Below are 23,716 nucleotides of genomic sequence, written 5' to 3' on the forward strand. Positions count from 1 at the left end.
TGTTTAATCCTTCCTGTATCGGGCGGCTTCAAACCCAGCCGCCGCCAAAGGGAAGCCTTCAGCAAAGTCAGGAACAGTCGCGAGGAGGGATGACAGCGCCGGAGCGTTAAATTCAGCTGTGTCAGGTGTTTCGGTGACCAGTTCATCGTGAACTGTCAGAATGATTTCGTAATTGCGATCTTCTGCTCGCAACATGCCTTCGCAAAGAATATCCCGGGAAAGCGACTGGCAGGCGTTCTCGACGAATACCCCGCCATAAGAGGCTGAACGCTCCCACTGCTTGGTGAGGGGATTGACGCGCATATAAGTCAGCGTCCCGTCTCTCGTAAGCCTGGGCTCAAAGTAACAACAGAATTTACCGCTGGGCAGCTTCATTAAAAGATATGTGTGTCCGGCAAACTGGAGGGTTTTAAACCGGAGTTTTGGCCCCGCGCGATATACACGCCCTTTATTCTTAAGAGCTAAACGAGCGGCTTCCTCGCATGCTTTCCAAAGCGAACAGATTGCCGGATGGCGATCGCGCCAAGCGAGTTTGACAGATTCACTGGCAATCCATTCGTCATAAGATGTGTCCGACCCCTCGTTTCGCTCTTCGCCCCAGATCACCCAGTTATCCTTTGCGCGGGCGACAAACTGTCCCGCACTGGCTTGGATAATAGGCATGAGGTCCGCCATCTGGTCTTTAGCAAAATTCTGACAAGCACCGACGCCGCCCTGATAGCCGAAAGCCAGCTCTGACACTTTGCCGAGACCGTTCCGTTCAGGCTTATTAACTTTAAGGGGGTCTTTGCCCAGAATACGACCTGCTGCAACTTTATAGAGGTCGGGACCGTCTCCGCGATCAAAAGCGCGAAAGGCTTCCAGTTTCCAAGTTTCGCCTGCCAGCCAAGCGTTCGCGCGGCCTTCGATATTGGATAAGTCAGAGACAACCAGTTTCTTATTCTCCGGAGCCACAACGACCCCGCGCAAAGCCGCGCTCCCATATAGCATGAGATTGTCAAATAGGTCCTCGTGCATATCGGCTTTCAACGCACGGATATAGCAATCAACAGAGACAGCGTCCGGCAGACCGCGGCTGGGCAGGTTTTGAGGCTGAAACGTTCTCCCAGACCAACGGCGGGTTCTGGCGGCCCCTGCATACTGCAAACCGCCTCGAAAGCGGCCATCCGGTGAAACTGCGGGTGCTAGGGTTTTATATTTGGCGGTAGACGTCTTGTTCGAACGAATTGAAATCTGCATCAACTCTCGAAGGTCTTCTGGCAGTGCGTTGTCTGCTTTCAACATATCGCGAAAGGTCTGTGCCCGTGTGTTGTCTAAAGAGAGATCGAACCTGTCGTTCAAATATACACGGAACTGTTCCCGCATAGTAGGCCGCTGGACCGCGCCGCCGGTTAGTTCCACGAACCTTTTTGCCAGATTTATTTTCTCTGTGGCCGCCGCGCGGCTTCCGGCTTCTACAAGGTCCGTGTCGACGGCAAATCCGCGGTCATTTATTTTTTGATCCAGATGGTAAAGCGCTAGTTCGCTTTCTTTCATGTTCCAGCTGGGGAGACGCTTATCAATTTCGCGCATCGCAGTGATGTCCGCAGCCGCGTACTCGCAAAACCCTGCCCATTCTTCCGGATGGGTCTCTCTGGTATATCTATCAGCCTTATGATTTTTAGGTGCAGGTTTGCAGAAACGCTGGATATGTTTCTTTCCCGCTTTCAGTTTCGCCTTATCGGAAGGCAAGCCAAGGATTACGCCTATCTGGTCGAGACTCCCGGGGAGGCCGTGAGCCATGGCTTTCACCATCGTGCAGCGCCAACGCGACCGTTTGGTATAAACGCCGAGAGCGTACCGAATGACGTTTCTGTCAAACATTGCATTGTGCGCTATGATGGAATGCCCTGCATCTTCTAAGGCTTCGCGCAAATTCGCGGGCATTTCGCTGGTGTCAGTGCAGTCCCACAGGTGCACCGGCCCGTCATCAAACGCATAGCTAACAAGCATCGCCTCACATGTGCGCGTATATTCATACGTGCCTGCGGAGATGTCTTTCTCTGCGTTATAAGTCTCTGTATCGAGATAAATCACGGGCCGGTCTTTCTTAAGCTTTTTGATTATGAGTCCAGAAAGTCGTCATCTGTGCCCGTGGCGCCAAAGCCTTCCATCGCTTCGTCCACGCTCACATATGAAGAATCCAGGGGTTCACCGTCTGCCGAGAACTGGATCGATACGAGTTCAGCATTGATGCGCTTTCCGTATTTGTTATTTTGCGCCCAGAGTCGGATTTTTGCGTTCACATAACAGCCCGCATAAATCTTATTGTCTTCCTCATTGGTAACGACGCCAGTTCCGGTGCCGTCGATAACTGTCGGTCGTCCGCGGTTATTGGCAGAAACGACATCGTAACCGTCGTATTCAGGACGGCCTTTGTCCTCTCCGGCGCGAAGACACCATTTGTCGTCAGGAACCCGAGCGTTTTTGAGGGCGTTTTTACGAAGTTCCTCGCCGTCAGCTTTGATTTTCTCAATCGTGGCTTTGTGCTTGGTGCGGTCCAGCATCAATGTGGCCCCGCAGCTTCCTTCGTCGCCGTTGATAATCGGCTTTGTGAAAAGATGGGGGAACGATACTCTGGCCCCTTTGATAAAGATAAATTGTGACATTGTTAAACGTCCTTTCGTGTTGCGAATTTAAGCGACCGCCGAGAAACCTTCGGTTGGGTCAATTTCAATGGCCGGACGTTTGTCCGAGGCGGGCACAAGCGTAGGTTTCCCGCTTGGTTTGGTTATGTATGATTGGATTTTGTCTTTCTCTTTGCCGTAAGCCTTTTCAGCTTGAGCCGGAGAAAGAAGCTTTTTGGTGAAAGCGTTCGTCGCGCCAAGGTCGCGTTTCAATTTTCGCTCTGCGGCTTCTTCATCACCCCATTTGCGCATCGAGCGGCCCTCTACGAGCTTATGGTCAGGCACGTCTTGGCCCTGCATAGCCAGATTATAGGCAAAGCCTTCCAAGTCTCTCATCCACTTAGAGAGTTCGCCGAAATGAGGTAAAAGTTCAGCGATTTCATCGAGGGTGAGTTTGTCCTTTGGGGTCGGCTCAATTGGATCGCCAACGGCTTCAAAGCCTTCAGAAGCAATAGATAAAATTTTGACGGCACGGGGCTTGCAAAACTCTTTTGCTTTACACCATTGGCATTGCTTCTCGCCCGGATTGAAACGTCCGTTTCCGCTTGCGGCTTCCTCAGCAACTGCCTTGGTCGATTCTCCCCAAGCCATCAGGTCTTTACGGGATATGTCCCATTCGCTGATATGGTCTAGCCGAGGCTGGACAATGACAAGCCGGAACGTGTCTATCTCGTCGAATAGGTAGCCATACTCGTTAAGGGCACCCAATGCATATAGAAGAGCCTGCGGGTTTTGTTCTGCGTCCACTCGCAGGCCTTTGCCGTATTTCAGATCCACGACGTGGGCTATGTTCTCATTAAGAACAATCGCGTCGGCTGTGCCGAAACCTTCTGGCACCCATGGAGAGAAATCTACACGTTGCTCGGTGAATAATTTACCCGGGAGACCACGCACATAGTCGAGATACATCTGGACATACTCAGCGACTTCTTCTGGGGCATCGGTGAAACTGTCCGTTTCAATCGTATCAATATCGTCAGCCGCATTGCGTCTGTTTTTCAAGAAATGCTCTGCCAAATCGTGGGCGTCAGTGCCTTCTTGTGCATAGTCACTTGAGGTATCTGGCAGGCCTTCTTCCTGTTGAACGGACGCGGGACAAGCCATCCAACGGTGCGCTCCTGAAGCTGATAGTTTTGCGTGCTGGGCCATTACTCTACCTCGCTGAAGTTTCCATCGACAAGTCGATAGTATGTGTCTGCTTTGATTTCCTGGTTGTTTACTTCTGCCGTTTGCACAGAAAGAAGGTTTCCATCATCGTCATATTCAGAGAGCACAATCCAAGAGTTTAATGCGGCTTTTGCGCGACCAGAACGGCCTAGAGAGGCGGCTATACTGTTATCGCCAGTGGTCGCCGAATGTGCCTCGTAGCCAGTGGTCGCCGAATGTGCCNNGTNGCCAGTGGTCGCCGAATGTGCCTTGTTGCCAGTGGTCGCCGTTTTAATAGTGTTGCGAACCCACTCGACCTGCGCTTTAAACATTCCGGCAAGGTCGAGGCTGGCTTTAATCGCTATTCGCGAAGAGACTGTTTTATCCCCGTCCGCTTCTACTTCTCCGCTTTGCTCAACCAAGGCATAACGTGTTTCCGGACTTCGAGGATAATAGCCCCAAACAGAAAAAGGTGCTGGACAGGCGTGAAACCCACTTCTGCATATTGATATCGACCCTTCGTGATCGTAGGTTTTTCCAACTTCGTATTGGAACCCTCGACAAGTCATATCCGAATTAAAGGCTTTAAAAGCTAAAATTGGTTTCTGTTCTTCAGTCATTTCGCGTCCTCTCTGAGTTTTTCTCGTCGTTCACGGGTGTGATCCTGACGATCATTCTCGACCAAAGTTGCCGGAATTTTCTTCGTCTCCATCGCGCCGGTTATCGGATTAAGAACGCGGTGCGATTTTCCTCCGATGGAAAAGTGCGAAGGCCGAAGCTTCTGAGAAAGTTGCCGGATAGAAGCGCGGCTTCGACGATGCGCGTTCTCAGGCCAGTCCCAATAAGGTGTGGCTGGAGTCGGCATTACGAAGCCTTCTTTGCGGCTTTAAGAGCTTCGGTGCAGGCGTCGAAGGCGTCCTGGTATTTACTCTCTGGTAAGGCGCTAAACTTGGCTGCACCCCCTTTCGTGAACGAGGTCAAAAGCTCTTTCGCCTTGTCGCGACCAACTAATTCCTGATAGTCAATGAGCCTGTTTTTCACGTCGGTATCGGAAAGTTTGTTTTCGCTTTCTTCCGTTTCGGAAGTGTCCGGTTCTTTGACCGTGGTTTTCGCAGGGGCTTTCTCCACTGCCTTTTCTTTCTTCGGTTTAGTCGACGAAGCAGGGGGCATCTTGGCGGTCTTTTCATGGGCGGCGGTATTGCGTTCCAGCGCTTCAATCAGCTTTTCAATTTTCTCTTCAAGCATGGCGTTCTCCATTAGGGTTAGGGTTTCAGTGAATGATTTGTTTTCCGCACGAAGGCGGTCGATTTCGTGCACTTGTTCTTCGGAAAGAGTTTCCAGCTCATCTGCTTCCAAAGCCCTTTGTTCTTTTTTCTGATAAGCGAGAATTAATTCGTGCAGGTCGTCAAAACCTGCTTCGGTGATTGCGGATTGGTCCTCTTTCAGTGACGAGATAACGTCATCGACACAGTCCCAACCGTCTTCGTTAAGCATCTCGTCAATCCGGCTGACTTCTTTTTCCGCATCGGAATCCTCGTCGAGAAAAGTAGCCAGTCGGCGGCACAGAACTGCGACATCCGGATTGTCCGTCAGACGGAACTCTTTGATAAGAGCCTCTCCGTGCAGGTTGTCATGCGGCGAATACAGGTCGGGGACGGCGGGCATTATAAAGCCCCCGTAAAAACACCGAGAAGTATGACCCAAGCGGCCATAACGCCCATGGCGAAAACAAGGGTGAGAGACTCTGCGGCGTATTTAACGACTTTACGAGATAGCATTATACAGTCTCCAATTGGTCTACTTCGGTGCGCCTTGAGTCAGGTTGTTCTTCGCGCAAAGCGCCGCACAGGTGACAGGAAGAAACGAAACTGCGGTGGACGTAGTCCGTCGGGCATTCGCAGTCCCAATAGTCAGGCGTTGTAATATCGGAAAAAGCCATTACGCCGCCGTCCCGAACCGATTGTGCGGCTCTTGAGTGAGATGATTGCGGATCATAAAAACGGCGTCGCCATCGGCAATCTGGCAGGGATAACACGCCATAGAGAAATATTTGGGGTAGCCTCCTAAGGCAACGCGCCCCGCTGGGTGCACCGTCCCGTTCAGATCGACAGACCGGAGTGTCCAGTTTTCCTGAACGCCGAAATGCAGCCGTGTTCCATCAAATTCGACAAAGCTGACATCGCGATCTGATTGCTCTGAGAGCCACCGGCAAAGCTGACGCATATTGAGTTTGTCGAGCTGTTTAATCGAGGTCATTACGCGACCTCCGCTTCTAGTATTTCAGAAGCCGGAATAATTCGGTCGGTTGCTTCCTGGCAAAACGGGTCATGCCAACGTGAAAGAATAAGCCAGTCTCGCAATCTGCCTTTTGGACTGGTTACCTTGTTAAGATTGTGTCCCTCGAACCGGAGAGCTTTTGACGCATCGCTTGTGAGGGAGAAACCTCCGGGAATATAGCCGGGGAGGTCGCCTGAACGGGCTACGTATCGGATTCCGTGTTTCGGGTGGGTGAATTGTAGGACGTTCATGCTGAAAGCCCCCCGAATTGACTCCGGCCGTCATTTACAGCAGATAGAAACTTCAACGGTCTCGCCCGACCTAAAACCCGGCGTAAAAGCGAAAACCCGTCATCCGATAAATCGTTAATCCGTGAACCCGATAACTTCGCGCTCGTGATGGGTGCGGAAGCTGAAGACTTCCGCACCCCACACTCATGGGCAAGTTTTACACACTCTTTATCGGAGATATTGCCATGAGCATGATCCAGATTATCGTCGAGCGATCGAAGACACGCCGCGCTTTTAATTTCCAATTCAATGTTGATCGAAGCCTGATTGCCCTGTTGGCGCTGCTTCTGTTGTGAATGGTTGAAAGAGACTCTCGCTCTTTTCGGTATAGAAGGTTGGTGTCGCATGTATCGTGTTCTCGTGTTTTCGGTTTACGAGAACTGTAGTAGTAGGTAAATATACCGAAGTCAATCAATAATAGGTAAATCTACCTATTTATTTTCAGCGATCCAGCTCTTTCCTCCTTAAAACCCGTGTTTACGTGTGCTACTCGAACCCATGGACATCTTCCCAGCACCCCAAATCATCATCGAACGCGTCATAGACGGAGACACAATCGAGCTGTCGGAGCCGTTGTTTGGCGTCACGAAGGTGAGGCTGGACGGGATAGACACGCCCGAAACCAGAACGGCGTCTTGCCGCAGGGAACGCAATCTCGGCTATGAGGCCAAGGGTTACGCTCGGGCGCTACTGGAGGGCAGGGTGGTCGAGATATATACGACAGGTAAAAAGGGGAAGTGGGGCCGGTTGATCGCGCGTATTGGCGTCGACGGCGAAGATTATGGGCAGACCATGTTAGAGCAGGGGTATGCGGTTCGGTATTCCAAGGAGTGGATTGCGACGCCTAAGGATGAGCGGTGGTGTTGAGGTCGCCAAGAATGTCAATATCGCAACATCCGATAGACACCGCAAGCTCAATAGGCTATATCTATCGACATGGAAAAGAAAATAGATAAAGCCGAATACGAAGCTCTTGTGGAGAGGCTTGACAATGTTGAAACAGAAGCCGCAGCGGCAAAAATGCTCGCTGAAGAAGCGCTCAGTCTTTTAGAGAATCAATAGCTTCCTTTAAAAGCTTTAGGGCTTCCTTTTTTGCGGCCTTTTCTGCCGCCTCTTTGGTTGTGCAGTCAGCAAAATCAACAGGCATATTTTGAATGTTTAGTCTTCCAGTGAGATTGTCCTTTCGGAAGGTGATATTGCTTCTCTCGCTGATTACATCGGCGGAGATCGTAATTTTATTGAATGACATAATTCATTCCTTTCTTTGCTTTTCTACTATAAAATTAACTGACTTCGGGTTTCTGGGTTGTTATTGGGGCGTGGTTTCCTATGCTCAGCCCACCATCTCGGCTGCACCTAGAGCCTTCTCGCATACCAAACCACGCGGCCGACAATTGCGGTATCATCCGCTATTACGTCATAAGCATTGTGGTGCGGATTATCTGAGATCAATCGCAGCATAATCGGGTCTGTTCCGGGAATCTTCTCTATTCGTTTTACTACTAGGGTGTCCGAATCAAAAATTGCGAATATCCCGCCCCGGGCAGGGTTCTTGTCTTTGCGATTAATCATGATCTGATCGCCGGACTCTAGACTGGGGGACATGCTATCGCCCTCAACTTCTATAGAAACCAAATCGGCTGTCGATAGTCGTACAGCTTTTAGATACTCTTCTCTAACAGGCCAGTGATATAACGGGGCTTCATCCAACACTACGCCTCCGCCGCCCATTCCGGCACGGAACCCGTACGAAGGCACCCGGACTACACCCTGTTCGTCCCCAGATTCGTCATCGGTGTACCGCGCGCCGTTGCCGCTCAAATCGTCGTCAGCTCTTTCTGAATGTTCGTTAAAACCCATCAGATGGCCCACTGTAGTCTCAAGCACGTCTGCTAGTTTTTGTAAGTTTTCGCCGCTCGGATGTTTACTCAACCCTCTTTTCATATTGCGAATGAAATCAATCGAAAGGCCTGCTTCCGTGGACGCCGCACTCGCTGACAAACCAACCGCTTTTAGACGGCGTTCGATGCGCTCAATCATCTCCGAGTCTTTCATGGTTACTAGGTAAACCACTTAAAGAGATAGGTAACGCGGTAATTCTACCGAATATAAATTGACATCGGTAATAATACCTAATAATGCAGGAAACATGAAGCTGCGTGAAAAATTGCTCCAAAGGGCGGAAAATTACTGCACTAGAAACGGAATAACCCTTTCTACGCTGTCCTCCCGCTTGGCAAATGACGGTAAAGTTCTTCCCAGTTTGAAAACTGGGAAAGACCTGACCACCGGTCGGTACGAGGCCATCACCAGCCAATTGGATGGTTTGGAAAGAGACGAGGTGCCGCAATGATTGTGCCACTCTCGCCTGTTTTCAAATCTTTAAATCCGTCAATTTCGACTGTCTCGCCAAAGTCGTTCGAAACTGACATTTCCTATCCATGCTTAGGGCTTACCTGACATGGAGATACAGATCATGGAGAAATTTCGGAATGATACAGGCGACGACCTGAAACGGCGTCTGTCCGACTTTCTTTTACACCGTTACCCGATGAACGCGGCCAAGCTGGTTGCCTCGGATATACGCGTCTCTCCGGACACGGCCTATAAGTGGGTCGACGGAACGGCGTTCCCGACGCGTCCTGACCACCTTGCCCGAATGACAGCCGTTTACGGCCGAGCGTTTCTCGACGCGGTGTTTGTCCCGATTGTTCAGGATCACATCACCCTACGGGAGGCCCGCCTTGAAGCCCAGAAACGACAAATCGAAAGAGATTTACAAGCCCTTGATGAAGATCGCAGGGCTTTGTCTTCTCGGACTTAGTTATCCTTTAGGTTGGATAGGCGCGCTTGGCGTCATCTCATCCGACTTAGCTGTTAAAGCCAGTCGCGCAGGTCGCGCTTGGTGGGAAATCGGATAATGCCCGATATTTCCCAAAATGTTCATCAGGCTCCGGCGGCTGGGCTTGAAGGTGCAGCGACGCCCAGTGTCAGCCTCTACAAAATAAAGACGCTCGCATGCGAATTGCGCCGGGATATACTGGATTTAGACAGACAATTCTCGTCCTGCCCTGTGAAAGCGCGGGATGCGGCCGCGTGTGCCGAAAGTCTGGCCGGATATCTTAAAGCCTTCGCGAATTTTCAGGAAGACACCTGATGCGTCGGCCCCGCAGCCCCATATCCTTCTGTTACGACGGCAAGCGCGGCCTTCTCGGCGCCTTCATGCGTCAGCTCCGTCAAGACAGAGCTGACGCTGTTCGCGCAGACACCATACTTGGCGGCGATCTGGGGCTCTGTCAGGCCGCGGTGGTGGTCTACCCATACACAAACAGCTTCATGAAAATGCAACGGGGGGCGGTCCATTATCGAAGGCGCTCCCGTCTCGAAGATCAAGTTTGTCATAAAATTTCCTCTGCAATGGATGTGACACGCTTGGCGGTTCGGAAAGTCTTGGCGGGCGTTCCGAACCGCATTTCTTCTTTAAGCCGCGCTTTGCGCTCGCTGTCAATTCGGGCGGCGTGTATATGAGCGGATCACTTTATATCAAAACCGGACAGACGGTTTGTGTGAACCGCCGATGGTATTATGTCGCCCGTGACGACTTCGGTGCGGTCTGGCTGTGCGATTATCAGTTGGAAAAGCTACCCTATCCGGGGCATGGAAGGCTTCGCTTCAGAACGCAGTTCGTCCCGGTATTCGGCCCCGTCTACCGTCGTACCAAAACCGACAATCCGACAAACGTGGTTTTCCTGAACGCCGCCCTCTCTGTTTTTCCGAAACAGGTCACAGCCGTCCCCGTATCTGAGCGGGCGGGAGCTGCGGCATGACAGACTTCCTCGCTCAATACGGAAAGCCTCTGCTTGATAAAGGGTATCCGATTATTCCGATAAAGCTCGGGCTCAAGCATCCGGGCCGTAAAGGCTGGCAGGATATCAAGGCCGATAAGGATAATCTATCCGCTTGGCTTTCTAATGGTTACGCTCACGGGGGCGTCGGTATTCTAACCGCTACGACCCCGGCGGTTGATCTTGACATTCTCGATCGGGATATCTGCGATCGTATGACCTCTTATGTCGAGCGTCTCGGCTACGCCCCGCGGCGAACTGGCCGTGCCCCGAAAACACTATTCGTGTTCCGCACAGATGTGCCGTTCGCAAAAATGAAAAGCCGGACTTTTGAAGACATGTTCGGCGACCGTCATGCGGTCGAAATCCTCGGCAAGGGACAACAGTTTGTTTCACATGCGACCCACCCTGACACGGGGAGTCCCTATCGCTGGCACGGAGACGATCTGGCCGATGTGCCCTATAGCGATCTCACGGTTTTGAGCCGCGACGATGCGAAAGACATCATCACCTATTTCGAGTCTATTATTCCGGATGACTGGGAGGAAGTTGAAAGGGAACAGGGTGCTTTGCCTGCGGAGCTGCCGGACGGCGTTTCTGACGATTTACGCGCACTGGCTTATGCCAAGCCTCCGCTCGATTTGACGACAGATCAGATCAAGACCTGCCTCAGCGTTCTGTCAGAACGATGTGATAGTTATGAAGACTGGGTCAAGACAGGAATGGCCCTCTATCATCAGTTTGGCGGCGGACAGCAAGGCTTCGCACTCTGGAACGACTGGTCGATGAACAGTCTCAAATACCGCGGCGAAGAGATGGCTGCGAAATGGCGAACCTTCTCTGCAAACTTGTCTAACACGCGGCCTGTGACCTTCGCCACCGTCTTAGCCTGGGCGAAAGAGGAAAAGCGAAATCAAACGTCGATAGCCGATGACAGTTCTCTTTTTATGCACATCAGCGAACTGGCGGAGCAGCTCGGCCCCACCAAATGGCAGGTAGAGGGTTTCCTCGAACAGGACGCCACTGGGGTGCTTTTCGGGCCGCCCGGAGCCTACAAGTCGTTCCTCGCGCTCGATTGGGCGCTGTGCACGGCAAGCGGTAAAGACTGGCACGGCCATGAGGTGGAACAGGGAACCGCAATCTATATCGCGGGGGAGGGCCATAACGGCCTTGCAAAACGCGTCGTGGCTTGGGGCCAGCACCACAATGTGGATATCAGTAAACTACCTTTCTATCTGACCAAAAGACCCATCCGTTTGCGCGACGGTGAATGTGCCGCAGAACTGCGCAATCACATAGAGAAAATAACCGAAGGCGGACCGTCTGCGAAACTGGTCGTCATCGATACCGTCGCACGGAACTTTGGATCCGGAGATGAAAATTCCACAGCCGATATGAGCGATTTTGTCAGCCGTGTGGACAGCGACATCCGCGTGCCGCTTGGCGCAACTGTCATGCCAATACACCACACAGGCCACTCGAATAAAGACCGCATGCGGGGGTCAAATGCCCTCGAAGGGGCTGCGGATTTTCTCTTCCGTCTCGGCACTGAGGAAGGCACCAGCAAGGCTGTTTTGACGAATACAAGACAGAAAAATAGCGAGCTAGCGGACCCGTTTTGGCTTGAACCGCAGACCATTATGATAGGCGGTTTCGACACCGAAATCACAAGTCTGGTCCTCAATGAGACGTCTCCGCCGGTTCCTGTCGAGGAAGAAACACCGCTCAAAGGCAAGCAATTAGCGTTGTTCAAATTGGTGGAAACGGAGGCTCCTGTCGAACGGGAAGCACTCCGGAATATTGCTATCGAAGACGGAATTTTCGAAACGACCGCCCAATTTCGGCGCGCAGTCAACGAACTCAAGAAAAAAGAGAAAATATCTGAAAATGACAATAAATTCAATATCTTGGAGGCTTTTTAGCGTGGCGAACATTGGCGAACATTTGATACATTATAACGCGAACATTTCCGAAATGTTCGCTTCATGGAAAAAGTCTAGTAAATGTTTGTTTTTATTAGGTTTTAGGCGAACATTTTTAAAATGTTCGGCGAACATTGGACACAAAACGACGCGAACATTTTTGGGTATATATATCCTACGGATATATACCCAAATGTTCGCCGAGTGTCGCGGAGCGGTTTCATGAATTTCGATACAGACACGACGAGCATGTCCCGAGGCGATCTGGAAGCAAACTATTTGGCAGCGGTTCAGGCCTTGGAAGCTCTGGGCTTTGGCGGTGACCGTTTCGCAGAGCAGGCGAGCCGGGTCCTAAAACTTACGCAGGGCCAGATCCGAATTTTGGCGGCGCTGATGCCTGGTAGGTTTTTGCGGTCGGACAGATTGCTCTTGGCGGCTTACGGTGATCGAGCCGGATACGTCGAAGAGAATACCGTTCGGGTTCACATCAGCACTTTACGAAAAGCTTTGGCGCCGCAGGGGATCGAAATCGAGACCCGTCACGGGCTGGGTTACGGTTTGGCCGAGAAAACCATCGAGGACATTCGATTGCGTCTGGGCCTGACAGAGGCAGACACATGACGTGCGCACAGCTGAAAGCGAAAATAAGAAATGCCACAATTCAGGAAGGACGCGCGCGCCAGTACGGCCGAATTACTGAAGCGCATGAATATTCCCGGATAGTCGATAAGGCGCGGGCCCAGTTGAAACTCAAAGAGAGTCGCTGATGGGGACTAGCTGGCATCTGATGCGGGTTCCCCGTCCCAAACACGTGGGCCAAACGGCGCGGTATGAATTTACGTTATCCGAATTCCTCGAACGTGCAGGGTTTCGCGTGTATGTCCCTTTCCGAACCGTTTTCCGGTTCAAGAACAAGGCTGACAAGGCGAAGCGAAAAGAAAAAGAGAAACAGGCCTTTCCGCTACTGGTCGGCTACCTCTTCATCGAAATAAGAGATTATCAGTGGCGCGAGTTGATCCGTCGCGGTCTTTTGAAATTCCTCATGGGAAACAAACGCAGGCTTTACACATTTTCTCCCGAGTGGATGGACAAGCACGTTTCCAAATACGGGCCGCACTATACGACCGATTGGGCGGACGACACAGACGGGACAGGGTTGAGCCTGACACAATTCTCCGAGCCGGAATATTTCGCACATATTGAAACTTTTGCCGAATACGCCGTTGGAGACAAGGCAACGTTTCGCGAGGGGACTTTAACCGGTTTCGAAGTTGAGGTGCGCGAAATTATGGATCATGAAGCAAAGATCGCCTTTGAGCTTTTCGGCATCGAGCAGGAACAACTGGTTCACCTCTCGCAATTGATCAAAGCCTGATTTCACATTTTTCTAATATTACAAATAACGTTTTGATAACCTTTTCTCATCTAAAGGCGGGATGGGCGACCGCGCATGTGCCTCGATGACGTAATGTTTTCATTGTTGGCCACCTCTGTCCGATCCGGGTCTCGTAAAGGTGATAATCACCGAACCACTGAGATCGCTATAAGCGAAGCTTTATCCAAATTTCTACATCCCGATTTCGAACAAGGAATGTTCATGCGAAAATTTCGAGGTTTTAGCTCCCATGGCTAAAACAAAAAAACTGACGCCGAAACAAAAGTTATTCGTCGCAGAATACCTTATAGATTTGAATGCAACGCAAGCCGCGATACGGGCGGGCTATAGCGAAAAAACCGCTTATTCTCAGGGCCAACGTTTGTTGAAGAATGTTGAAATTCAAAATTCCTTAGCAATAGCCAAAGAAAAGCGGGCTGACAGACTTGAAATAACGGCTGACCGCATCGCTCAAGAATACGCGAAACTCGCCTTTTCGAATATGGAAAACTATATTCAAATCACGTCCGACGGCGAACCTTATGTAGACCTTTCAGAGCTGACCAGTGACCAGGCGGCGGCGATCTCTGAGGTCTCTGTCGAAGACTTCACCGACGGACGAGGGGAAGATGCCCGAGACGTGCGCAAGGTGAGATTCAAACTGCACGACAAGAAGTCAGCCCTCGACAGCCTCGGTAAACACATCGGGTTTTTCGAAAAGGACAATGGTCAGAAGGGTTTTACCGTTGTGATCGATGGAAAAGCCGCCAAGTTTTAAACTAACCCCAAAGCAGGACGAGGCTGCCAACTTACTCATATCGACTGCGTTAACTCGCGTAATGCTTTATGGGGGCTCGCGTTCGGGCAAAACCTTCGAGCTGGTTTATGCCGTTGTCACAAGGGCCTTGAAAGCGGCGGGCAGCCGTCACGGAATACTCAGGCACAGGTTCAACCACATCAAGCAATCAGTGGGGCTGGATACGCTGCCCAAGGTCATGGCTCTCTGCTATCCGGGCCTTAGTTATCACATCGACAAGACGGACTGGGTCGTGCGGCTGCCGAACGGCTCCGAAATCTGGCTTCTGGGTTTGGATGACAAAGAACGCACCGAGAAGATCCTCGGTAAAGAATTCGCAACGCTCTATTTCAATGAGTGTTCGCAGATCAGTTATAAGGCGGTTTTAATTGCGCTGACGCGCCTGGCACAAAAAACGAGCTTGGTGAACAAGGCGTATTTCGATTGCAACCCACCTGGTAAGTCACACTGGACCTATCGTCTGTTTATCCAAAAGATAGACCCAGTGACCAAAGAGCCTTTACGCAATAAGTCTCGATACGGACACATCGTGATGAACCCGGGCGACAATTTGGAAAATCTGTCGTCGGATTACATCGAGACACTTGAGTCGATGCCGGAAGCCCAAAGGAAACGGTTTCTGGAGGGTGTGTTCCTAGACGATACTGAAGGCGCACTCTGGACGATAGACGGTTTGGACGCATGTAGGGCTGAAGTTCCCGCGGAGTTTAAACGCATTGTCATTGCCGTGGACCCTTCTGGCGCCAGTGGGGATGCAGACTATCGTTCTGACGAGATCGGAATAATCGCGTCTGGCATAGATTTTAACGACAACGGTTATGTTTTGGAGGACGCCACATTACGCGCTCATCCGGATCAATGGGGCCGCGTCGCGGTCAATCTTTATCATAAATGGGAAGCGGACAAGATCGTAGCCGAACGCAATTATGGCGGGGCCATGGTCGAAAGCGTCATTCGGACGGCGGACAGGTCTGCCCCAGTCAAGCTGGTAACGGCTTCTAGGGGTAAGCATGTGCGGGCCGAGCCTGTGGCAAGTTTATACGAGCAGGGACGCGCCAAACACTGTGGCCGCTTTCCGGAATTAGAGGATCAAATGTGCGGCTTCATGGTCTCTGGATATATGGGCGAGGACTCGCCTGACCGTGCTGACGCGATGATTTGGGGGATGACAGAACTTATGCTGAACGACCAATCAAACACCGCCATATTCTTAGGCGCACGTCACCGATGAGCATCAAACAATCTCTGATGAACGCCGCCTCGCGTCGATTAGAGAACCTATTCCCCGGCTATTTTGGGGACACAAAGCATAATTACGCGGCGGATTTCGGCTATCCTGAACACCTGTCGTTTAATCACTTCTACCAGAAATACACGCGTAACAGCCTTGCCAAGGCGGGTGTGAACAAGACGGCAAAGAAATGCTGGCAGGACATGCCTTACGTTCTGGAAAAGCAGAAACAGCCGGACGATGCGGAGACGGAGCAGGAAAGGCTTATCCGCCGGCGCTTCGAAAAGCTGAGGGTTTGGCAGAACCTTTGTCTCGCCGATGCCCGGTCTCTGGTTGGAGGTTATTCCGGCGTCATATTGAGGCTCGCGGACGATCAGACCTTTGATAAGCCAGTGAGCCGTGTCCCGGGCGGATTAAACGGCCTTGTCGGACTTATACCTGCTTGGAAGGGTCAGCTTACGGTCTCTGATTGGGATTATGACGAAACGTCCGAGACATATGGCGAGCCCAAGATGTTTCAGTTTCAGGAGGCCAGCCTTGACCGTGCAGGCGAGACTAACCCGCAACGGACGGTCAACGTCCACCCAGACCGCGTTATCGTCTGGTCTGAGGACGGGACGGTTCACGCGCCGAGCCTGTTAGAGGCGGGATATAACAACCTAATCGATCTGGAAAAGGTCGTCGGCGCAGGCGGTGAAGGCTTCTGGAAAAACGCTAAGTCGGGTCTGGTTCTTGAACTGGACAAAGATGCTGACGCCACAAAACTTGCGAAAGGCATGGGTGTCGAGCCGGGCGAAGTGGCTGACAAAATCGGGGAGGCCGTTGACGACTTCAACAAGGGGTTCGACAAGACGTTTCTCGCGCAAGGGATTAAGGTCACGACCGTTCCGGTCAATCTGCCAAGCCCTGAACATTTCAAACAAGGCCCGTTGGAGCTGTTCGCAGCTTCTATCGAGATACCGCTCAAAATTCTCATTGGCTCACAGTCCGGCGAGAGAGCCAGCACAGAGGACGCCCAGGAGTGGGCAAAGACCTGCATGTCACGCCGGGACAGCGTCGTCATTCCGAACCTTATGGCCTTTATTGACCGTCTGGAGCGCTTTGGAATCCTGCCGGAACGCGACTGGCTGATTGATTGGGCTGACCTAACTGAAAGCTCGATAACCGAGAAAACAGACCGGGCGTCCAAAATGACGGACATGAATGAGAAGCACAGCCACACCACGAACGGAGCGCTCTTGTTCACCGATGACGAGATACGCGGAACGGTCGATTACGCACCGCTCACACCCGACCAACTCAATGACTTTAACGACGACCCTGCCGATGCGGATGAGGCCGGAGAGGAGCCTATAGATGACATTTCTGACGAATAAGAACACACAAGCCCATGAGGGTCTGACACGGATTAATATCCGCACACTGGTTAACACGGCCGCCGTGAGAACCGAAACCCGCAACGGTCGCGAGATCATGATCGTGCCGAGCGCTACCTTGCCGGATGATGTGGTGATGAACGGGGTCTTTTACCCCGCAGACGAAATTGAGAAGGGTTACAAAACCCTCGACCGGACGCCTGCGCCTCTTGGACACCCTCTGGTCAATGACCGCTTTATTAGTGCCAAAGACCCTGAAGGGCTGAACCTTGGATATATCGGCGCTTGGAATGAGAATGTGCGCCGTGAAAATGGCCGCGTCTTTCTCGACAAGATTATCGATATCGAGGTCGCCAACCGCTCTGAGGGCGGAAAGTCCGTCATAGACGCGATCAACAAAGGCGAACCTGTTCACACATCCAATGCGCTACTCGCCAATTTGGTGAAAGCCGAAAAGGGTCTGAGCAATAAGGACGGCATTGAATACGGCTTTATCGCCACGGAGATGCAATTCGACCACGACGCCATTCTCTTGAACGAAGAAGGGGCGGCAACGCCCGAGCAAGGCGTCGGGCTTATGGTCAACGCCAAAGGCGAAAACATCAATGTAATCAACTCGGCGCTTGATGACGCCGACCGTGAAATGGACTGGGCGGTGCAGCACCTCGCGCGCGCAGTCGAGCAACGCAAGAAGGCTGGAAAGCTGGACGCACTGAAATCCAAAATCTTGGATATTTTCTCCGTCTCGGAGGAAACGAACCCCGCAACAAAGGAGAACGCGGATATGGCTGATGAAAAGAAGCTGGACGCTCTTACCGAGACGGTTAACGCCCTCGCGGATAGCGTCAAAAAAATGAGTGATGGATTAGCTGAGACAATCAGCAACTCTGTTGAAGAGAAAATGAAGCCCGTTCTGGATGCCCAGAAGGAGCTTGAGGCCAATCAAAAAGCCAAGGACGACGCGGAGCTTACCGAGCTTCAAAACAAGATCGTCGAAGGCGGGCTGATGGACGAAGACGCAGCGAAAGAGCTTACGCTCAATACCGCCCGCGCACTCGCCAAAAAAGCCGAGCCCGGCAAGGCCGCAGGACTCAACAATGCCTTTAAGTCGAAAGACGGCAAGGATGAGTTCGAGGGCTATGACCTGAACGCAAACATGAAAGAGGAGGCGTAACCCATGGCGAACGTCATCTATCGTGGTCCCTTGGATAAGGACCCTGTCGCGGTCAATCTGCCTGTCTCTGGCGCATACCTTCCGGGGTGTGCTGTCGAGGACACAGGTGCGGCCTTAACTCAACTCACAACGGCCATTGGCAAGCGTGTGCACGTTCTCGGAAACGTGGCTTTCAAAGAACAAACCGTCGCGGATGCTTATGCGTCTGGCGATACAGGTATTGGATACGAAGCCAACCCGAACGACGTATTTCACGCCCGCCTCGCGGCTGCGACTTACGCCGTCAACGACGCGCTGACAGTCGGAGCGTCTGGTCGGTTCACCAAAGCCACAAGCGGCGACAAGGTGGTCGCGGTGTTTAACGACACTGCCGGCGCTTACACCGCTGATGCTTTGGCCGATGTCGTCTTCGTTGACGGCTACATTGTACCAGCGGCTTAAGGAGGGCTGATTAATGTTACTTTTCACAAAACCACAAGAGGCGCATGTTCTGAACACGCGCCGTCAGTTCAACGCCCAGCAGGGCTTGCTGAACACTGCAATGGGAAGCGATATCCTTATCGGTAACGCTTTACCTGTCCCCCGCGATGTTTGGGGCGAATGGGACACGGAGGCTGTTGAGATTCAGCGTTCGACCCTGGCAGTGTTCAATGATCTGGCCCGCACGGTGTCCACACCTATGCCGCTTGGCAAATTGGTGCACCACTTCCAGACGGTAAGCGACTCAGGCGAGGCAAATATCAGCCTTGACGGTCGTCAGTCCGCGCGTCGGGACCAACAGGTCTATGACTACCACGGAACGCCGCTGCCTATCGTCGATAGCACCTTCGGTTACGGCTGGCGTCAAATGCTTGCCGCTCAGTCAGAGGGCATTCCACTCGATAGTGCAGGCCGCATGAACGCTATGCGCCGGGTCGCTGAGAAGCTGGAAAGTATTGCCCTGGACGGTGACACAAGTATCGTCGTCGGCGGCAACCCGCTTTACGGTCTTCGTAATCACCCGAACCGCAACACACGTTCTACAGGCGTGACGCTAAATGGTGCGACTGGCGCTCAGTGGCTTGCAGAGGTCAATGCGACCGTCAAATTGCTGCATAACAAGAACTTCAAAGTTCCAGTTACGCTTTACGTCAATTTCGACGATTGGTTCTACGCACAGAACACAGACTTCAAGGCTGAGTCCGACAAGACCATTGCGCAGCGCGTTATGGAAACTGGCGGCGTCCGTGAAGTGGTCGTTTCTGACTCTGTGAACGCAGATCAGTTGATCGCTTTGGTCAAAGACCGCCGCGTTGTTCAGGTTCTCAACGGTATGCCGATTGCGACCTTGCCTCGTTTCCGCGCTAATCCAGAAGACGATTATGATTTCCGCACCATGGCAGCCGCCGCGGTGGAAATTAAGTTTGATGCGGAGAGCCAGTGTGGAGTTGCAGTTAGTACCTAACGGGCTATAATAGACGGGCCGGACGGTGCTACCAACACTCGCCCGGCCCTTGACATGAAACCTAGTTAGGAGGTCTCGATGCCCAAAGGGTGTATCTGCAAAATCGAGGGCTGTTTCAAGCCCAAAAGACGCCGTGAATGGTGCGGCGCTCACTATGAGCGTTGGCGGAAATACGGCGACCCTTTAGCCTCTAAACATGCCAGTCCGGGAGAGCCATTAAGTTTCTTGATGGAGACAGTAGCCACACCTCCTGACGTGTGCGTTATCTGGCCTTATGCCATAGGCACTCATGGTTATGGCGTTCTGAGTATTGACGGTCATATTGTGACTGCGCCGAAAGAGGCTCTGATTAGGTTTGTTGGGCCAGCCCCTAGCGCGAACTCTGTTTGCGCACATAAACCGAGAGTCTGTCACAATCGGAAATGTATAAACCCCAAGCATCTACGCTGGGCAACCAACATAGAAAACAACGCGGACCGTGTCCTTGATGGGACCGATAATCGCGGAGAGCGTCACGGCTGCGCCAAGCTTACAGAAGTGGATGTAAGGGCCATTCGAGTAATGGATGGAACTCATTCAGAAATAGCTAAAATGTTCGGCGTTTCGCGCCAGACTGTTGGAGAAATCAAGCGCCGACAAAGTTGGACATGGCTTGATTGAGTAATTGAGTAATTGAGTAAACCAAACCACATGGAGAGACTTATGAAAGTCACTATAGAACGATCTGGCGTCTTTGATGCCAAAGGAAAAGAAGTTGCGGTCGGCACTGAAATGGATGTCAAAGGCGATGAAATGCCTGCTTGGCTCATTGGCAAAGCATCTGCACCGAAAGGCAAGGGAAAGCCTGCCAAGTCCGCTGAAACTGACCCGGTACGCAAGGCCCGCTATGACGAATTGGTCAAAGGTCTGTCAGAGGACGACTTTACCAAAGACGGAGAGCCTAATCTGACCGCCTTGAACCAGCTTTTGGACGAAGGCGAGACGCCTTTCACAGCCAAAGACCGCAAGGCCTTTAGCGCATAATCCGCTATGTACGGAAACCTAACAGACTGGCGCGCTCACGCTCTCGCAAGGGGGAATAGCGCGCCAACAGAGGCAAATGACGCAGAAGCTCTGGCAGCTTTGCAACGGGCCTCTGACTACATTCAATATCGCTATGTCGCGATACTGGCCCAAGGTTATGACGAGACCCTGTCTGTTGTAGAGCCCGCCACATACGAAGCTGCAAGGCTTGAACTAGCGACGCCCGGTCTGTTTACGAAGACATTCACTCAGTCTGAACAGAAGGTTTTGACAGGGGTGGATAGCATCCGATGGACGGTGACTGGCAAGGCTGACGGGACGCATTCTGCCATGCCGGTTTCGACGCTCATTCATGCCATGTTCGAGCCATATGTGAACGATCCGGATGATATGAACTTTGGATTGAGGGCGGTCGGTGGCTGAGGACTGGGAAGCGGTTCGGGCCGAGGTCGCCGCCGGTATTGCTTCCGTGAGTTCGGACGGGGAGGGGTTTCCGGCAGTCCTTCAAACGCGAGGCGAACGCGCATCCGACTTCGACGAGCCGTCATCAGAATTCACTTATCACGACTTGATAATTGTCGATACAAACAGAGTAGCGCGCGACCGAAACGGATCCATTCTGGCAATGGAAAGAACTCTTTTGGTCAGCGCCGATATCAATATTACGCCGAGCAAAGACGACAAGGTCTGTGTGGGCATCACGAAAGACGACGTGAGCGAAAGCACAGCGTGGAGTGAGATCGTGGACGTTATTCCGGTCTCACCTGCTGGCATCACAGTATTATACAAACTCAAGCTGGAGGCTTAAATGAGCACTTACAAAATACAGAACAAATCGCGCGGAAACTATGCGTTCAATACGAAATCAGGGGTGAGAACTGTTTCGTCCAATGAAACTGTCGAGCTGGACCTCGCGAAGGCTTTATCAGATGAGCGTATTGGCGCGCTAGCGCTGGAAGGCCTCACAATATCGAAGGTCACTGCCTCGAAGTCTGGCGCAAAGGACACGGGCTCTAAGGAAGGCTCCAAGGGAAAATAACCTATGGCCTCCCGTCGAGAAAGGAGAGCGCTTAAGGCGCTACTGGAAAGCGGGAACGATAAAACCCGCGAAGCCTTTCTTGAGGCTGTCGCGGACATAGTAGACGGCTCCGATGTGCAGCGCATTATTCGGGCCTTGGAGCGCAACGATCTGGACGGGGCGCTAAGAGCGCTCAATATTCAAGACGAGGCCTTCCAGATAGTCGCAGAGCGTGTGGCCGAGACTTATGTGTCTGGCGGCCGCATAACGGCGCAAGGATTATCTGCGGTTCGCCTTTCCCAGACGGGATTAAAAGCCATCATCCGCTTTGACGCCCGCAATCTGGAGGCTGAACGGTGGCTCGCGGATATGTCTTCCCGATTGGTGACGCGTATTGCAGAGGGGCAGCGCCAAACAGTCAGAGAGACTTTAAGACGCGGACTAGAGGCGGGAGATAATCCACGGCGGACGGCACTCGATATTGTGGGCCGAGTGCAGCGCGGCTCAAATCGTCGCTCAGGCGGCATTCTGGGGCTGACAAAGCCGCAGGAACAGGCGTTATCCCGCGCAAGGGAGAACTTGCGTCTGGGGAAACAAGCCAGCTCAGGGCTTATTTGCGCCGGAAGAAACGGGATAAGAGGTTTGACCGAACTGTCCTGAAAGCGATCCGGTCTGGTAAAGGCTTGAAGCAGACTGAAATCGATAAAATTGCCGGACGCTATTCGGATCGTTTACTCAAATTGAGGGCTGACACAATCGCCCGCACGGAGACGCTGCAAGCCTTACAGGCATCGAAATATGAAACTTATCGACAGGCAATAGCATCAGGAGAGGTAGAGGCTCAGGCTGTAACGAAGCGGTGGAGAGATAGCCGAGACGGAAGAGTGCGGTTTTCGCACTCGGCACTGCATGATGAGGAAATCGGCTTCGGCGAGGCGTTTATAACTCCGCTTGGGTCTATGTTGAGATTCCCGGGTGATACCAGTTTGGGGGCCAAAACTGCCGACATCGTTCAATGTCGCTGCATTTCGGAATACGACATTGACTTTACACGAGGCTTAGAATGAATGACTTCGACGCCCAGGTTGATGAGTGGATCGCCAAGTCTGAGCGCCGCATTGAGGCGGTATTTAAGATTGCCACTCAGGAGTTATTTTACGGCGTCTTAAAGCCTGCTCGTGAAGGCGGACGGATGCGAATTGATACAGGGTTCTTGCGCAGCTCTTTTCAGGCGTCGATTGGACAGCCCGTCTTACGGCTTGAGCCTCGTCCAGATGGAGAGGCCAGTTTTACGCCGGACACAGGCGCCATATCGCTCACGATTAATCAGGCGGATTTAGGGCAGACGATATTTGGGATGTTTACCGCAAACTATGCGCGGCCAAGAGAGTATGGAAGCCGGGGAAAGCCTGGAGACGGGTTTGTACTGACAAATGCGGCGCGGTGGCAGTCTTTTGTCAACGATGCAGCAACGACCTTCAGGGCGTCGATTTGAGCGCCGCTATCTCGTCTTCAGACAGTTCAAGGGATAGATCCAAGGTCACGAGGACGCGGCGGGCTGTGTCGAGGGACGTGTTTGCTTTTACATCATCCGATTTCTCCGTGCCGAGAAGGTCATGACAAGCCCTAAGGCGTCTCTGGACCTCTTCTTTACTGACAGGAGCGCTCGCCATGGCTGAGCTTATAGGCGCGGAAACGCGTGTTTACAAACGGCTATTGGACGAGGTGGAAACCTTCGTCGGATTTATGGCGGAGCAAGAGCCGAGCGTTGCGCTACGCGTAGCCATTCCGAATGTGGGGTTTGAGCCGACAACTTATCCATATTTGGATGTGCAGGACTTCTCCGCCGATGGGGCGGGGCCAACACTGGGACCGCTCAAGAACATATCCGGCGTCTTTCAAGTGACGATTATCCAGAGACGTAATGCCGGAATAATCGACGTCAAAGAGCTGGCTTCACGCCTTCTGACCGTTTTTGCGAAGGGCAATAGATTTTACGATGACGACTTGTGCGTCACCATTCACCAACAGGCCAACGAACGTCCGCCTATTTATGAAGATAATGAAGTGCGCGTTCCCATCACAATTCCATACAGAGCATATAGGAGATAA

The 23,716-nt window shown here is 52.2% G+C and carries 36 protein-coding genes and 1 pseudogene; 24 read left to right on the plus strand and 13 right to left on the minus strand.

Features of this window, described 5'->3' with window-relative positions:
- Positions 1-3 precede the first annotated feature (3 nt).
- The 9 genes and pseudogenes from ACNA05_RS07860 to ACNA05_RS07895 all read right to left on the minus strand — a co-directional run bounded on the left by ACNA05_RS07860 (position 4) and on the right by ACNA05_RS07895 (position 6,726).
- Positions 4-2,106, minus strand: a complete 2,103-nt coding sequence (locus ACNA05_RS07860; protein ID WP_415811267.1) for a DNA polymerase family A protein — start codon at positions 2,104-2,106, stop codon at positions 4-6.
- Entirely contained in the window at positions 2,103-2,648 is a 546-nt protein-coding gene (locus tag ACNA05_RS07865) for an ssDNA-binding protein (protein ID WP_415810895.1), read from the minus strand. The genes ACNA05_RS07860 and ACNA05_RS07865 overlap by 4 nt, the downstream gene beginning before the upstream one ends.
- 27 nt (positions 2,649-2,675) lie before the next feature.
- On the minus strand, positions 2,676-3,815 hold the full coding sequence (locus ACNA05_RS07870; RefSeq protein ID WP_415810896.1) for a DUF2800 domain-containing protein: 1,140 nt from the start codon (positions 3,813-3,815) through the stop codon (positions 2,676-2,678).
- A gap of 245 nt (positions 3,816-4,060) precedes the next feature.
- Positions 4,061-4,432, minus strand: a pseudogene (locus ACNA05_RS13870) (DUF7666 domain-containing protein); the annotation flags it as partial.
- The gene (locus ACNA05_RS07875) at positions 4,429-4,677 is read right to left on the minus strand and encodes a hypothetical protein (RefSeq protein ID WP_415810897.1); all 249 of its coding nucleotides are present in this window, start codon (positions 4,675-4,677) and stop codon (positions 4,429-4,431) included. The gene ACNA05_RS07875 and the pseudogene ACNA05_RS13870, both read right to left, overlap by 4 nt.
- Positions 4,677-5,477 (minus strand): hypothetical protein, encoded by an 801-nt coding sequence (locus tag ACNA05_RS07880; RefSeq protein ID WP_415810898.1) that lies wholly within the window; start codon positions 5,475-5,477, stop codon positions 4,677-4,679. The genes ACNA05_RS07875 and ACNA05_RS07880 overlap by 1 nt, the downstream gene beginning before the upstream one ends.
- Before the next feature lie 273 nt (positions 5,478-5,750).
- On the minus strand, positions 5,751-6,068 hold the full coding sequence (locus ACNA05_RS07885) for a hypothetical protein (protein ID WP_415810899.1): 318 nt from the start codon (positions 6,066-6,068) through the stop codon (positions 5,751-5,753).
- Entirely contained in the window at positions 6,068-6,340 is a 273-nt protein-coding gene (locus tag ACNA05_RS07890; RefSeq protein WP_415810900.1) for a hypothetical protein, read from the minus strand. The genes ACNA05_RS07885 and ACNA05_RS07890 overlap by 1 nt, the downstream gene beginning before the upstream one ends.
- Positions 6,337-6,726 carry a hypothetical protein gene (locus ACNA05_RS07895; protein ID WP_415810901.1) on the minus strand — a complete coding sequence of 130 codons (390 nt, stop codon included), beginning with the start codon at positions 6,724-6,726 and terminating at the stop codon, positions 6,337-6,339. Before ACNA05_RS07895 ends, ACNA05_RS07890 begins: the two co-directional genes overlap by 4 nt.
- A gap of 151 nt (positions 6,727-6,877) precedes the next feature.
- Here ACNA05_RS07895 and ACNA05_RS07900 point away from each other — a divergent pair, with 151 nt between their 5' ends.
- Both ACNA05_RS07900 and ACNA05_RS07905 read left to right on the plus strand, forming a co-directional pair.
- On the plus strand, positions 6,878-7,246 hold the full coding sequence (locus ACNA05_RS07900) for a thermonuclease family protein (protein ID WP_415810902.1): 369 nt from the start codon (positions 6,878-6,880) through the stop codon (positions 7,244-7,246).
- A 69-nt stretch (positions 7,247-7,315) separates the two neighbouring features.
- The gene (locus ACNA05_RS07905) at positions 7,316-7,441 is read left to right on the plus strand and encodes a hypothetical protein (protein ID WP_415810903.1); all 126 of its coding nucleotides are present in this window, start codon (positions 7,316-7,318) and stop codon (positions 7,439-7,441) included.
- Here ACNA05_RS07905 and ACNA05_RS07910 read toward each other — a convergent pair.
- Together ACNA05_RS07910 and ACNA05_RS07915 are read right to left on the minus strand one after the other, a co-directional pair.
- Positions 7,419-7,628, minus strand: a complete 210-nt coding sequence (locus ACNA05_RS07910; RefSeq protein ID WP_415810904.1) for a hypothetical protein — start codon at positions 7,626-7,628, stop codon at positions 7,419-7,421. The genes ACNA05_RS07905 and ACNA05_RS07910 overlap by 23 nt on opposite strands.
- A 107-nt stretch (positions 7,629-7,735) precedes the next feature.
- The gene (locus ACNA05_RS07915) at positions 7,736-8,419 is read right to left on the minus strand and encodes an XRE family transcriptional regulator (RefSeq protein WP_415810905.1); all 684 of its coding nucleotides are present in this window, start codon (positions 8,417-8,419) and stop codon (positions 7,736-7,738) included.
- A 109-nt stretch (positions 8,420-8,528) separates the two neighbouring features.
- Between ACNA05_RS07915 and ACNA05_RS07920 the strand changes: the two genes are divergently transcribed.
- From ACNA05_RS07920 to ACNA05_RS07930, 3 genes are all read left to right on the plus strand, one after another.
- Positions 8,529-8,732 carry a hypothetical protein gene (locus ACNA05_RS07920; RefSeq protein ID WP_415810906.1) on the plus strand — a complete coding sequence of 68 codons (204 nt, stop codon included), beginning with the start codon at positions 8,529-8,531 and terminating at the stop codon, positions 8,730-8,732.
- A gap of 108 nt (positions 8,733-8,840) precedes the next feature.
- Positions 8,841-9,203: a hypothetical protein gene (locus ACNA05_RS07925; RefSeq protein ID WP_415810907.1), complete on the plus strand. Its 363-nt coding sequence runs from the start codon at positions 8,841-8,843 to the stop codon at positions 9,201-9,203.
- 96 nt (positions 9,204-9,299) lie between these two features.
- Positions 9,300-9,536: a hypothetical protein gene (locus ACNA05_RS07930; RefSeq protein WP_415810908.1), complete on the plus strand. Its 237-nt coding sequence runs from the start codon at positions 9,300-9,302 to the stop codon at positions 9,534-9,536.
- On the opposite strand, the gene ACNA05_RS07935 is transcribed toward ACNA05_RS07930, so the two are convergent.
- A complete protein-coding gene (locus ACNA05_RS07935; RefSeq protein WP_415810909.1) occupies positions 9,521-9,781 on the minus strand; it encodes a hypothetical protein in 261 nt (86 codons plus the stop codon). The two genes, ACNA05_RS07930 and ACNA05_RS07935, sit on opposite strands and share 16 nt — an antisense overlap.
- A 122-nt stretch (positions 9,782-9,903) precedes the next feature.
- On the opposite strand from ACNA05_RS07935, the gene ACNA05_RS07940 reads away from it, so the two are divergent.
- The 18 genes from ACNA05_RS07940 (at position 9,904) to ACNA05_RS08025 (ending at position 23,099) form a co-directional block, all read left to right on the plus strand.
- Positions 9,904-10,206, plus strand: a complete 303-nt coding sequence (locus tag ACNA05_RS07940; RefSeq protein WP_415810910.1) for a hypothetical protein — start codon at positions 9,904-9,906, stop codon at positions 10,204-10,206.
- Positions 10,203-12,146, plus strand: coding sequence for an AAA family ATPase (locus ACNA05_RS07945; protein WP_415810911.1), 1,944 nt, complete (start codon positions 10,203-10,205; stop codon positions 12,144-12,146). Before ACNA05_RS07940 ends, ACNA05_RS07945 begins: the two co-directional genes overlap by 4 nt.
- 222 nt (positions 12,147-12,368) lie before the next feature.
- Entirely contained in the window at positions 12,369-12,767 is a 399-nt protein-coding gene (locus ACNA05_RS07950; RefSeq protein WP_415810912.1) for a helix-turn-helix domain-containing protein, read from the plus strand.
- 145 nt (positions 12,768-12,912) lie between these two features.
- Complete coding sequence (locus ACNA05_RS07955; RefSeq protein WP_415810913.1) at positions 12,913-13,521, plus strand: transcription termination/antitermination NusG family protein; 609 nt, start codon at positions 12,913-12,915, stop codon at positions 13,519-13,521.
- 250 nt (positions 13,522-13,771) lie between these two features.
- On the plus strand, positions 13,772-14,299 hold the full coding sequence (locus ACNA05_RS07960) for a terminase small subunit (RefSeq protein WP_415810915.1): 528 nt from the start codon (positions 13,772-13,774) through the stop codon (positions 14,297-14,299).
- On the plus strand, positions 14,277-15,569 hold the full coding sequence (locus ACNA05_RS07965) for a phage terminase large subunit (RefSeq protein WP_415810916.1): 1,293 nt from the start codon (positions 14,277-14,279) through the stop codon (positions 15,567-15,569). Before ACNA05_RS07960 ends, ACNA05_RS07965 begins: the two co-directional genes overlap by 23 nt.
- Entirely contained in the window at positions 15,566-16,945 is a 1,380-nt protein-coding gene (locus ACNA05_RS07970; RefSeq protein WP_415810917.1) for an anti-CBASS protein Acb1 family protein, read from the plus strand. The genes ACNA05_RS07965 and ACNA05_RS07970 overlap by 4 nt, the downstream gene beginning before the upstream one ends.
- The gene (locus tag ACNA05_RS07975; RefSeq protein ID WP_415810918.1) at positions 16,926-18,119 is read left to right on the plus strand and encodes a hypothetical protein; all 1,194 of its coding nucleotides are present in this window, start codon (positions 16,926-16,928) and stop codon (positions 18,117-18,119) included. The genes ACNA05_RS07970 and ACNA05_RS07975 overlap by 20 nt, the downstream gene beginning before the upstream one ends.
- Positions 18,120-18,122: 3 nt before the next feature.
- On the plus strand, positions 18,123-18,560 hold the full coding sequence (locus ACNA05_RS07980) for a hypothetical protein (protein ID WP_415810919.1): 438 nt from the start codon (positions 18,123-18,125) through the stop codon (positions 18,558-18,560).
- 13 nt (positions 18,561-18,573) lie between these two features.
- Complete coding sequence (locus ACNA05_RS07985; protein WP_415810920.1) at positions 18,574-19,563, plus strand: major capsid protein; 990 nt, start codon at positions 18,574-18,576, stop codon at positions 19,561-19,563.
- Positions 19,564-19,641: 78 nt separating this feature from the next.
- Entirely contained in the window at positions 19,642-20,223 is a 582-nt protein-coding gene (locus ACNA05_RS07990) for a hypothetical protein (protein WP_415810921.1), read from the plus strand.
- 42 nt (positions 20,224-20,265) lie between these two features.
- Positions 20,266-20,586 (plus strand): hypothetical protein, encoded by a 321-nt coding sequence (locus ACNA05_RS07995; RefSeq protein ID WP_415810922.1) that lies wholly within the window; start codon positions 20,266-20,268, stop codon positions 20,584-20,586.
- 6 nt (positions 20,587-20,592) lie between these two features.
- Positions 20,593-21,009, plus strand: coding sequence for a hypothetical protein (locus tag ACNA05_RS08000; RefSeq protein WP_415810923.1), 417 nt, complete (start codon positions 20,593-20,595; stop codon positions 21,007-21,009).
- Positions 21,002-21,394, plus strand: a complete 393-nt coding sequence (locus ACNA05_RS08005; protein ID WP_415810924.1) for a hypothetical protein — start codon at positions 21,002-21,004, stop codon at positions 21,392-21,394. Before ACNA05_RS08000 ends, ACNA05_RS08005 begins: the two co-directional genes overlap by 8 nt.
- Positions 21,395-21,625 carry a hypothetical protein gene (locus ACNA05_RS08010; RefSeq protein WP_415810925.1) on the plus strand — a complete coding sequence of 77 codons (231 nt, stop codon included), beginning with the start codon at positions 21,395-21,397 and terminating at the stop codon, positions 21,623-21,625. It abuts the gene before it with no gap.
- 3 nt (positions 21,626-21,628) lie between these two features.
- Positions 21,629-22,264, plus strand: a complete 636-nt coding sequence (locus ACNA05_RS08015) for a hypothetical protein (protein WP_415810926.1) — start codon at positions 21,629-21,631, stop codon at positions 22,262-22,264.
- Complete coding sequence (locus tag ACNA05_RS08020; RefSeq protein WP_415810927.1) at positions 22,219-22,671, plus strand: phage minor head protein; 453 nt, start codon at positions 22,219-22,221, stop codon at positions 22,669-22,671. Before ACNA05_RS08015 ends, ACNA05_RS08020 begins: the two co-directional genes overlap by 46 nt.
- Positions 22,668-23,099, plus strand: coding sequence for an HK97 gp10 family phage protein (locus ACNA05_RS08025; protein WP_415810928.1), 432 nt, complete (start codon positions 22,668-22,670; stop codon positions 23,097-23,099). Before ACNA05_RS08020 ends, ACNA05_RS08025 begins: the two co-directional genes overlap by 4 nt.
- Here ACNA05_RS08025 and ACNA05_RS08030 read toward each other — a convergent pair.
- A complete protein-coding gene (locus ACNA05_RS08030) occupies positions 23,083-23,277 on the minus strand; it encodes a hypothetical protein (protein ID WP_415810929.1) in 195 nt (64 codons plus the stop codon). The genes ACNA05_RS08025 and ACNA05_RS08030 overlap by 17 nt on opposite strands.
- Here ACNA05_RS08030 and ACNA05_RS08035 point away from each other — a divergent pair.
- Positions 23,276-23,716, plus strand: coding sequence for a phage tail terminator-like protein (locus ACNA05_RS08035; protein WP_415810930.1), 441 nt, complete (start codon positions 23,276-23,278; stop codon positions 23,714-23,716). The two genes, ACNA05_RS08030 and ACNA05_RS08035, sit on opposite strands and share 2 nt — an antisense overlap.

Source organism: Litorimonas haliclonae, assembly GCF_965138505.1.
GTDB lineage: Bacteria > Pseudomonadota > Alphaproteobacteria > Caulobacterales > Maricaulaceae > Litorimonas > Litorimonas haliclonae.

Bases quoted from the DNA above. Each gene is read 5' to 3' on its own strand.
- ACNA05_RS07980 (WP_415810919.1), top strand. From the start codon at position 18,123: ATGGCGAACGTCATCTATCGTGGTCCCTTGGATAAGGACCCTGTCGCG.
- ACNA05_RS07950 (WP_415810912.1), top strand. From the start codon at position 12,369: ATGAATTTCGATACAGACACGACGAGCATGTCCCGAGGCGATCTGGAA.
- ACNA05_RS07990 (WP_415810921.1), top strand. From the start codon at position 19,642: ATGCCCAAAGGGTGTATCTGCAAAATCGAGGGCTGTTTCAAGCCCAAA.
- ACNA05_RS07870 (WP_415810896.1), bottom strand. From the start codon at position 3,815: ATGGCCCAGCACGCAAAACTATCAGCTTCAGGAGCGCACCGTTGGATG.
- ACNA05_RS07885 (WP_415810899.1), bottom strand. From the start codon at position 6,068: ATGACCTCGATTAAACAGCTCGACAAACTCAATATGCGTCAGCTTTGC.
- ACNA05_RS08025 (WP_415810928.1), top strand. From the start codon at position 22,668: ATGAATGACTTCGACGCCCAGGTTGATGAGTGGATCGCCAAGTCTGAG.
- ACNA05_RS07995 (WP_415810922.1), top strand. From the start codon at position 20,266: ATGAAAGTCACTATAGAACGATCTGGCGTCTTTGATGCCAAAGGAAAA.
- ACNA05_RS07910 (WP_415810904.1), bottom strand. From the start codon at position 7,628: ATGTCATTCAATAAAATTACGATCTCCGCCGATGTAATCAGCGAGAGA.
- ACNA05_RS07965 (WP_415810916.1), top strand. From the start codon at position 14,277: ATGGAAAAGCCGCCAAGTTTTAAACTAACCCCAAAGCAGGACGAGGCT.
- ACNA05_RS07865 (WP_415810895.1), bottom strand. From the start codon at position 2,648: ATGTCACAATTTATCTTTATCAAAGGGGCCAGAGTATCGTTCCCCCAT.
- ACNA05_RS07920 (WP_415810906.1), top strand. From the start codon at position 8,529: ATGAAGCTGCGTGAAAAATTGCTCCAAAGGGCGGAAAATTACTGCACT.
- ACNA05_RS08010 (WP_415810925.1), top strand. From the start codon at position 21,395: ATGAGCACTTACAAAATACAGAACAAATCGCGCGGAAACTATGCGTTC.
- ACNA05_RS08000 (WP_415810923.1), top strand. From the start codon at position 20,593: ATGTACGGAAACCTAACAGACTGGCGCGCTCACGCTCTCGCAAGGGGG.
- ACNA05_RS07935 (WP_415810909.1), bottom strand. From the start codon at position 9,781: ATGACAAACTTGATCTTCGAGACGGGAGCGCCTTCGATAATGGACCGC.
- ACNA05_RS07975 (WP_415810918.1), top strand. From the start codon at position 16,926: ATGACATTTCTGACGAATAAGAACACACAAGCCCATGAGGGTCTGACA.
- ACNA05_RS07925 (WP_415810907.1), top strand. From the start codon at position 8,841: ATGGAGATACAGATCATGGAGAAATTTCGGAATGATACAGGCGACGAC.
- ACNA05_RS07955 (WP_415810913.1), top strand. From the start codon at position 12,913: ATGGGGACTAGCTGGCATCTGATGCGGGTTCCCCGTCCCAAACACGTG.
- ACNA05_RS07940 (WP_415810910.1), top strand. From the start codon at position 9,904: ATGAGCGGATCACTTTATATCAAAACCGGACAGACGGTTTGTGTGAAC.
- ACNA05_RS08015 (WP_415810926.1), top strand. From the start codon at position 21,629: ATGGCCTCCCGTCGAGAAAGGAGAGCGCTTAAGGCGCTACTGGAAAGC.
- ACNA05_RS07895 (WP_415810901.1), bottom strand. From the start codon at position 6,726: ATGCGACACCAACCTTCTATACCGAAAAGAGCGAGAGTCTCTTTCAAC.
- ACNA05_RS07915 (WP_415810905.1), bottom strand. From the start codon at position 8,419: ATGATTGAGCGCATCGAACGCCGTCTAAAAGCGGTTGGTTTGTCAGCG.
- ACNA05_RS08035 (WP_415810930.1), top strand. From the start codon at position 23,276: ATGGCTGAGCTTATAGGCGCGGAAACGCGTGTTTACAAACGGCTATTG.
- ACNA05_RS07930 (WP_415810908.1), top strand. From the start codon at position 9,300: ATGCCCGATATTTCCCAAAATGTTCATCAGGCTCCGGCGGCTGGGCTT.
- ACNA05_RS07875 (WP_415810897.1), bottom strand. From the start codon at position 4,677: ATGCCGACTCCAGCCACACCTTATTGGGACTGGCCTGAGAACGCGCAT.
- ACNA05_RS07945 (WP_415810911.1), top strand. From the start codon at position 10,203: ATGACAGACTTCCTCGCTCAATACGGAAAGCCTCTGCTTGATAAAGGG.
- ACNA05_RS08030 (WP_415810929.1), bottom strand. From the start codon at position 23,277: ATGGCGAGCGCTCCTGTCAGTAAAGAAGAGGTCCAGAGACGCCTTAGG.
- ACNA05_RS07960 (WP_415810915.1), top strand. From the start codon at position 13,772: ATGGCTAAAACAAAAAAACTGACGCCGAAACAAAAGTTATTCGTCGCA.
- ACNA05_RS07970 (WP_415810917.1), top strand. From the start codon at position 15,566: ATGAGCATCAAACAATCTCTGATGAACGCCGCCTCGCGTCGATTAGAG.
- ACNA05_RS07890 (WP_415810900.1), bottom strand. From the start codon at position 6,340: ATGAACGTCCTACAATTCACCCACCCGAAACACGGAATCCGATACGTA.
- ACNA05_RS07905 (WP_415810903.1), top strand. From the start codon at position 7,316: ATGGAAAAGAAAATAGATAAAGCCGAATACGAAGCTCTTGTGGAGAGG.
- ACNA05_RS07985 (WP_415810920.1), top strand. From the start codon at position 18,574: ATGTTACTTTTCACAAAACCACAAGAGGCGCATGTTCTGAACACGCGC.
- ACNA05_RS07880 (WP_415810898.1), bottom strand. From the start codon at position 5,477: ATGCCCGCCGTCCCCGACCTGTATTCGCCGCATGACAACCTGCACGGA.
- ACNA05_RS07900 (WP_415810902.1), top strand. From the start codon at position 6,878: ATGGACATCTTCCCAGCACCCCAAATCATCATCGAACGCGTCATAGAC.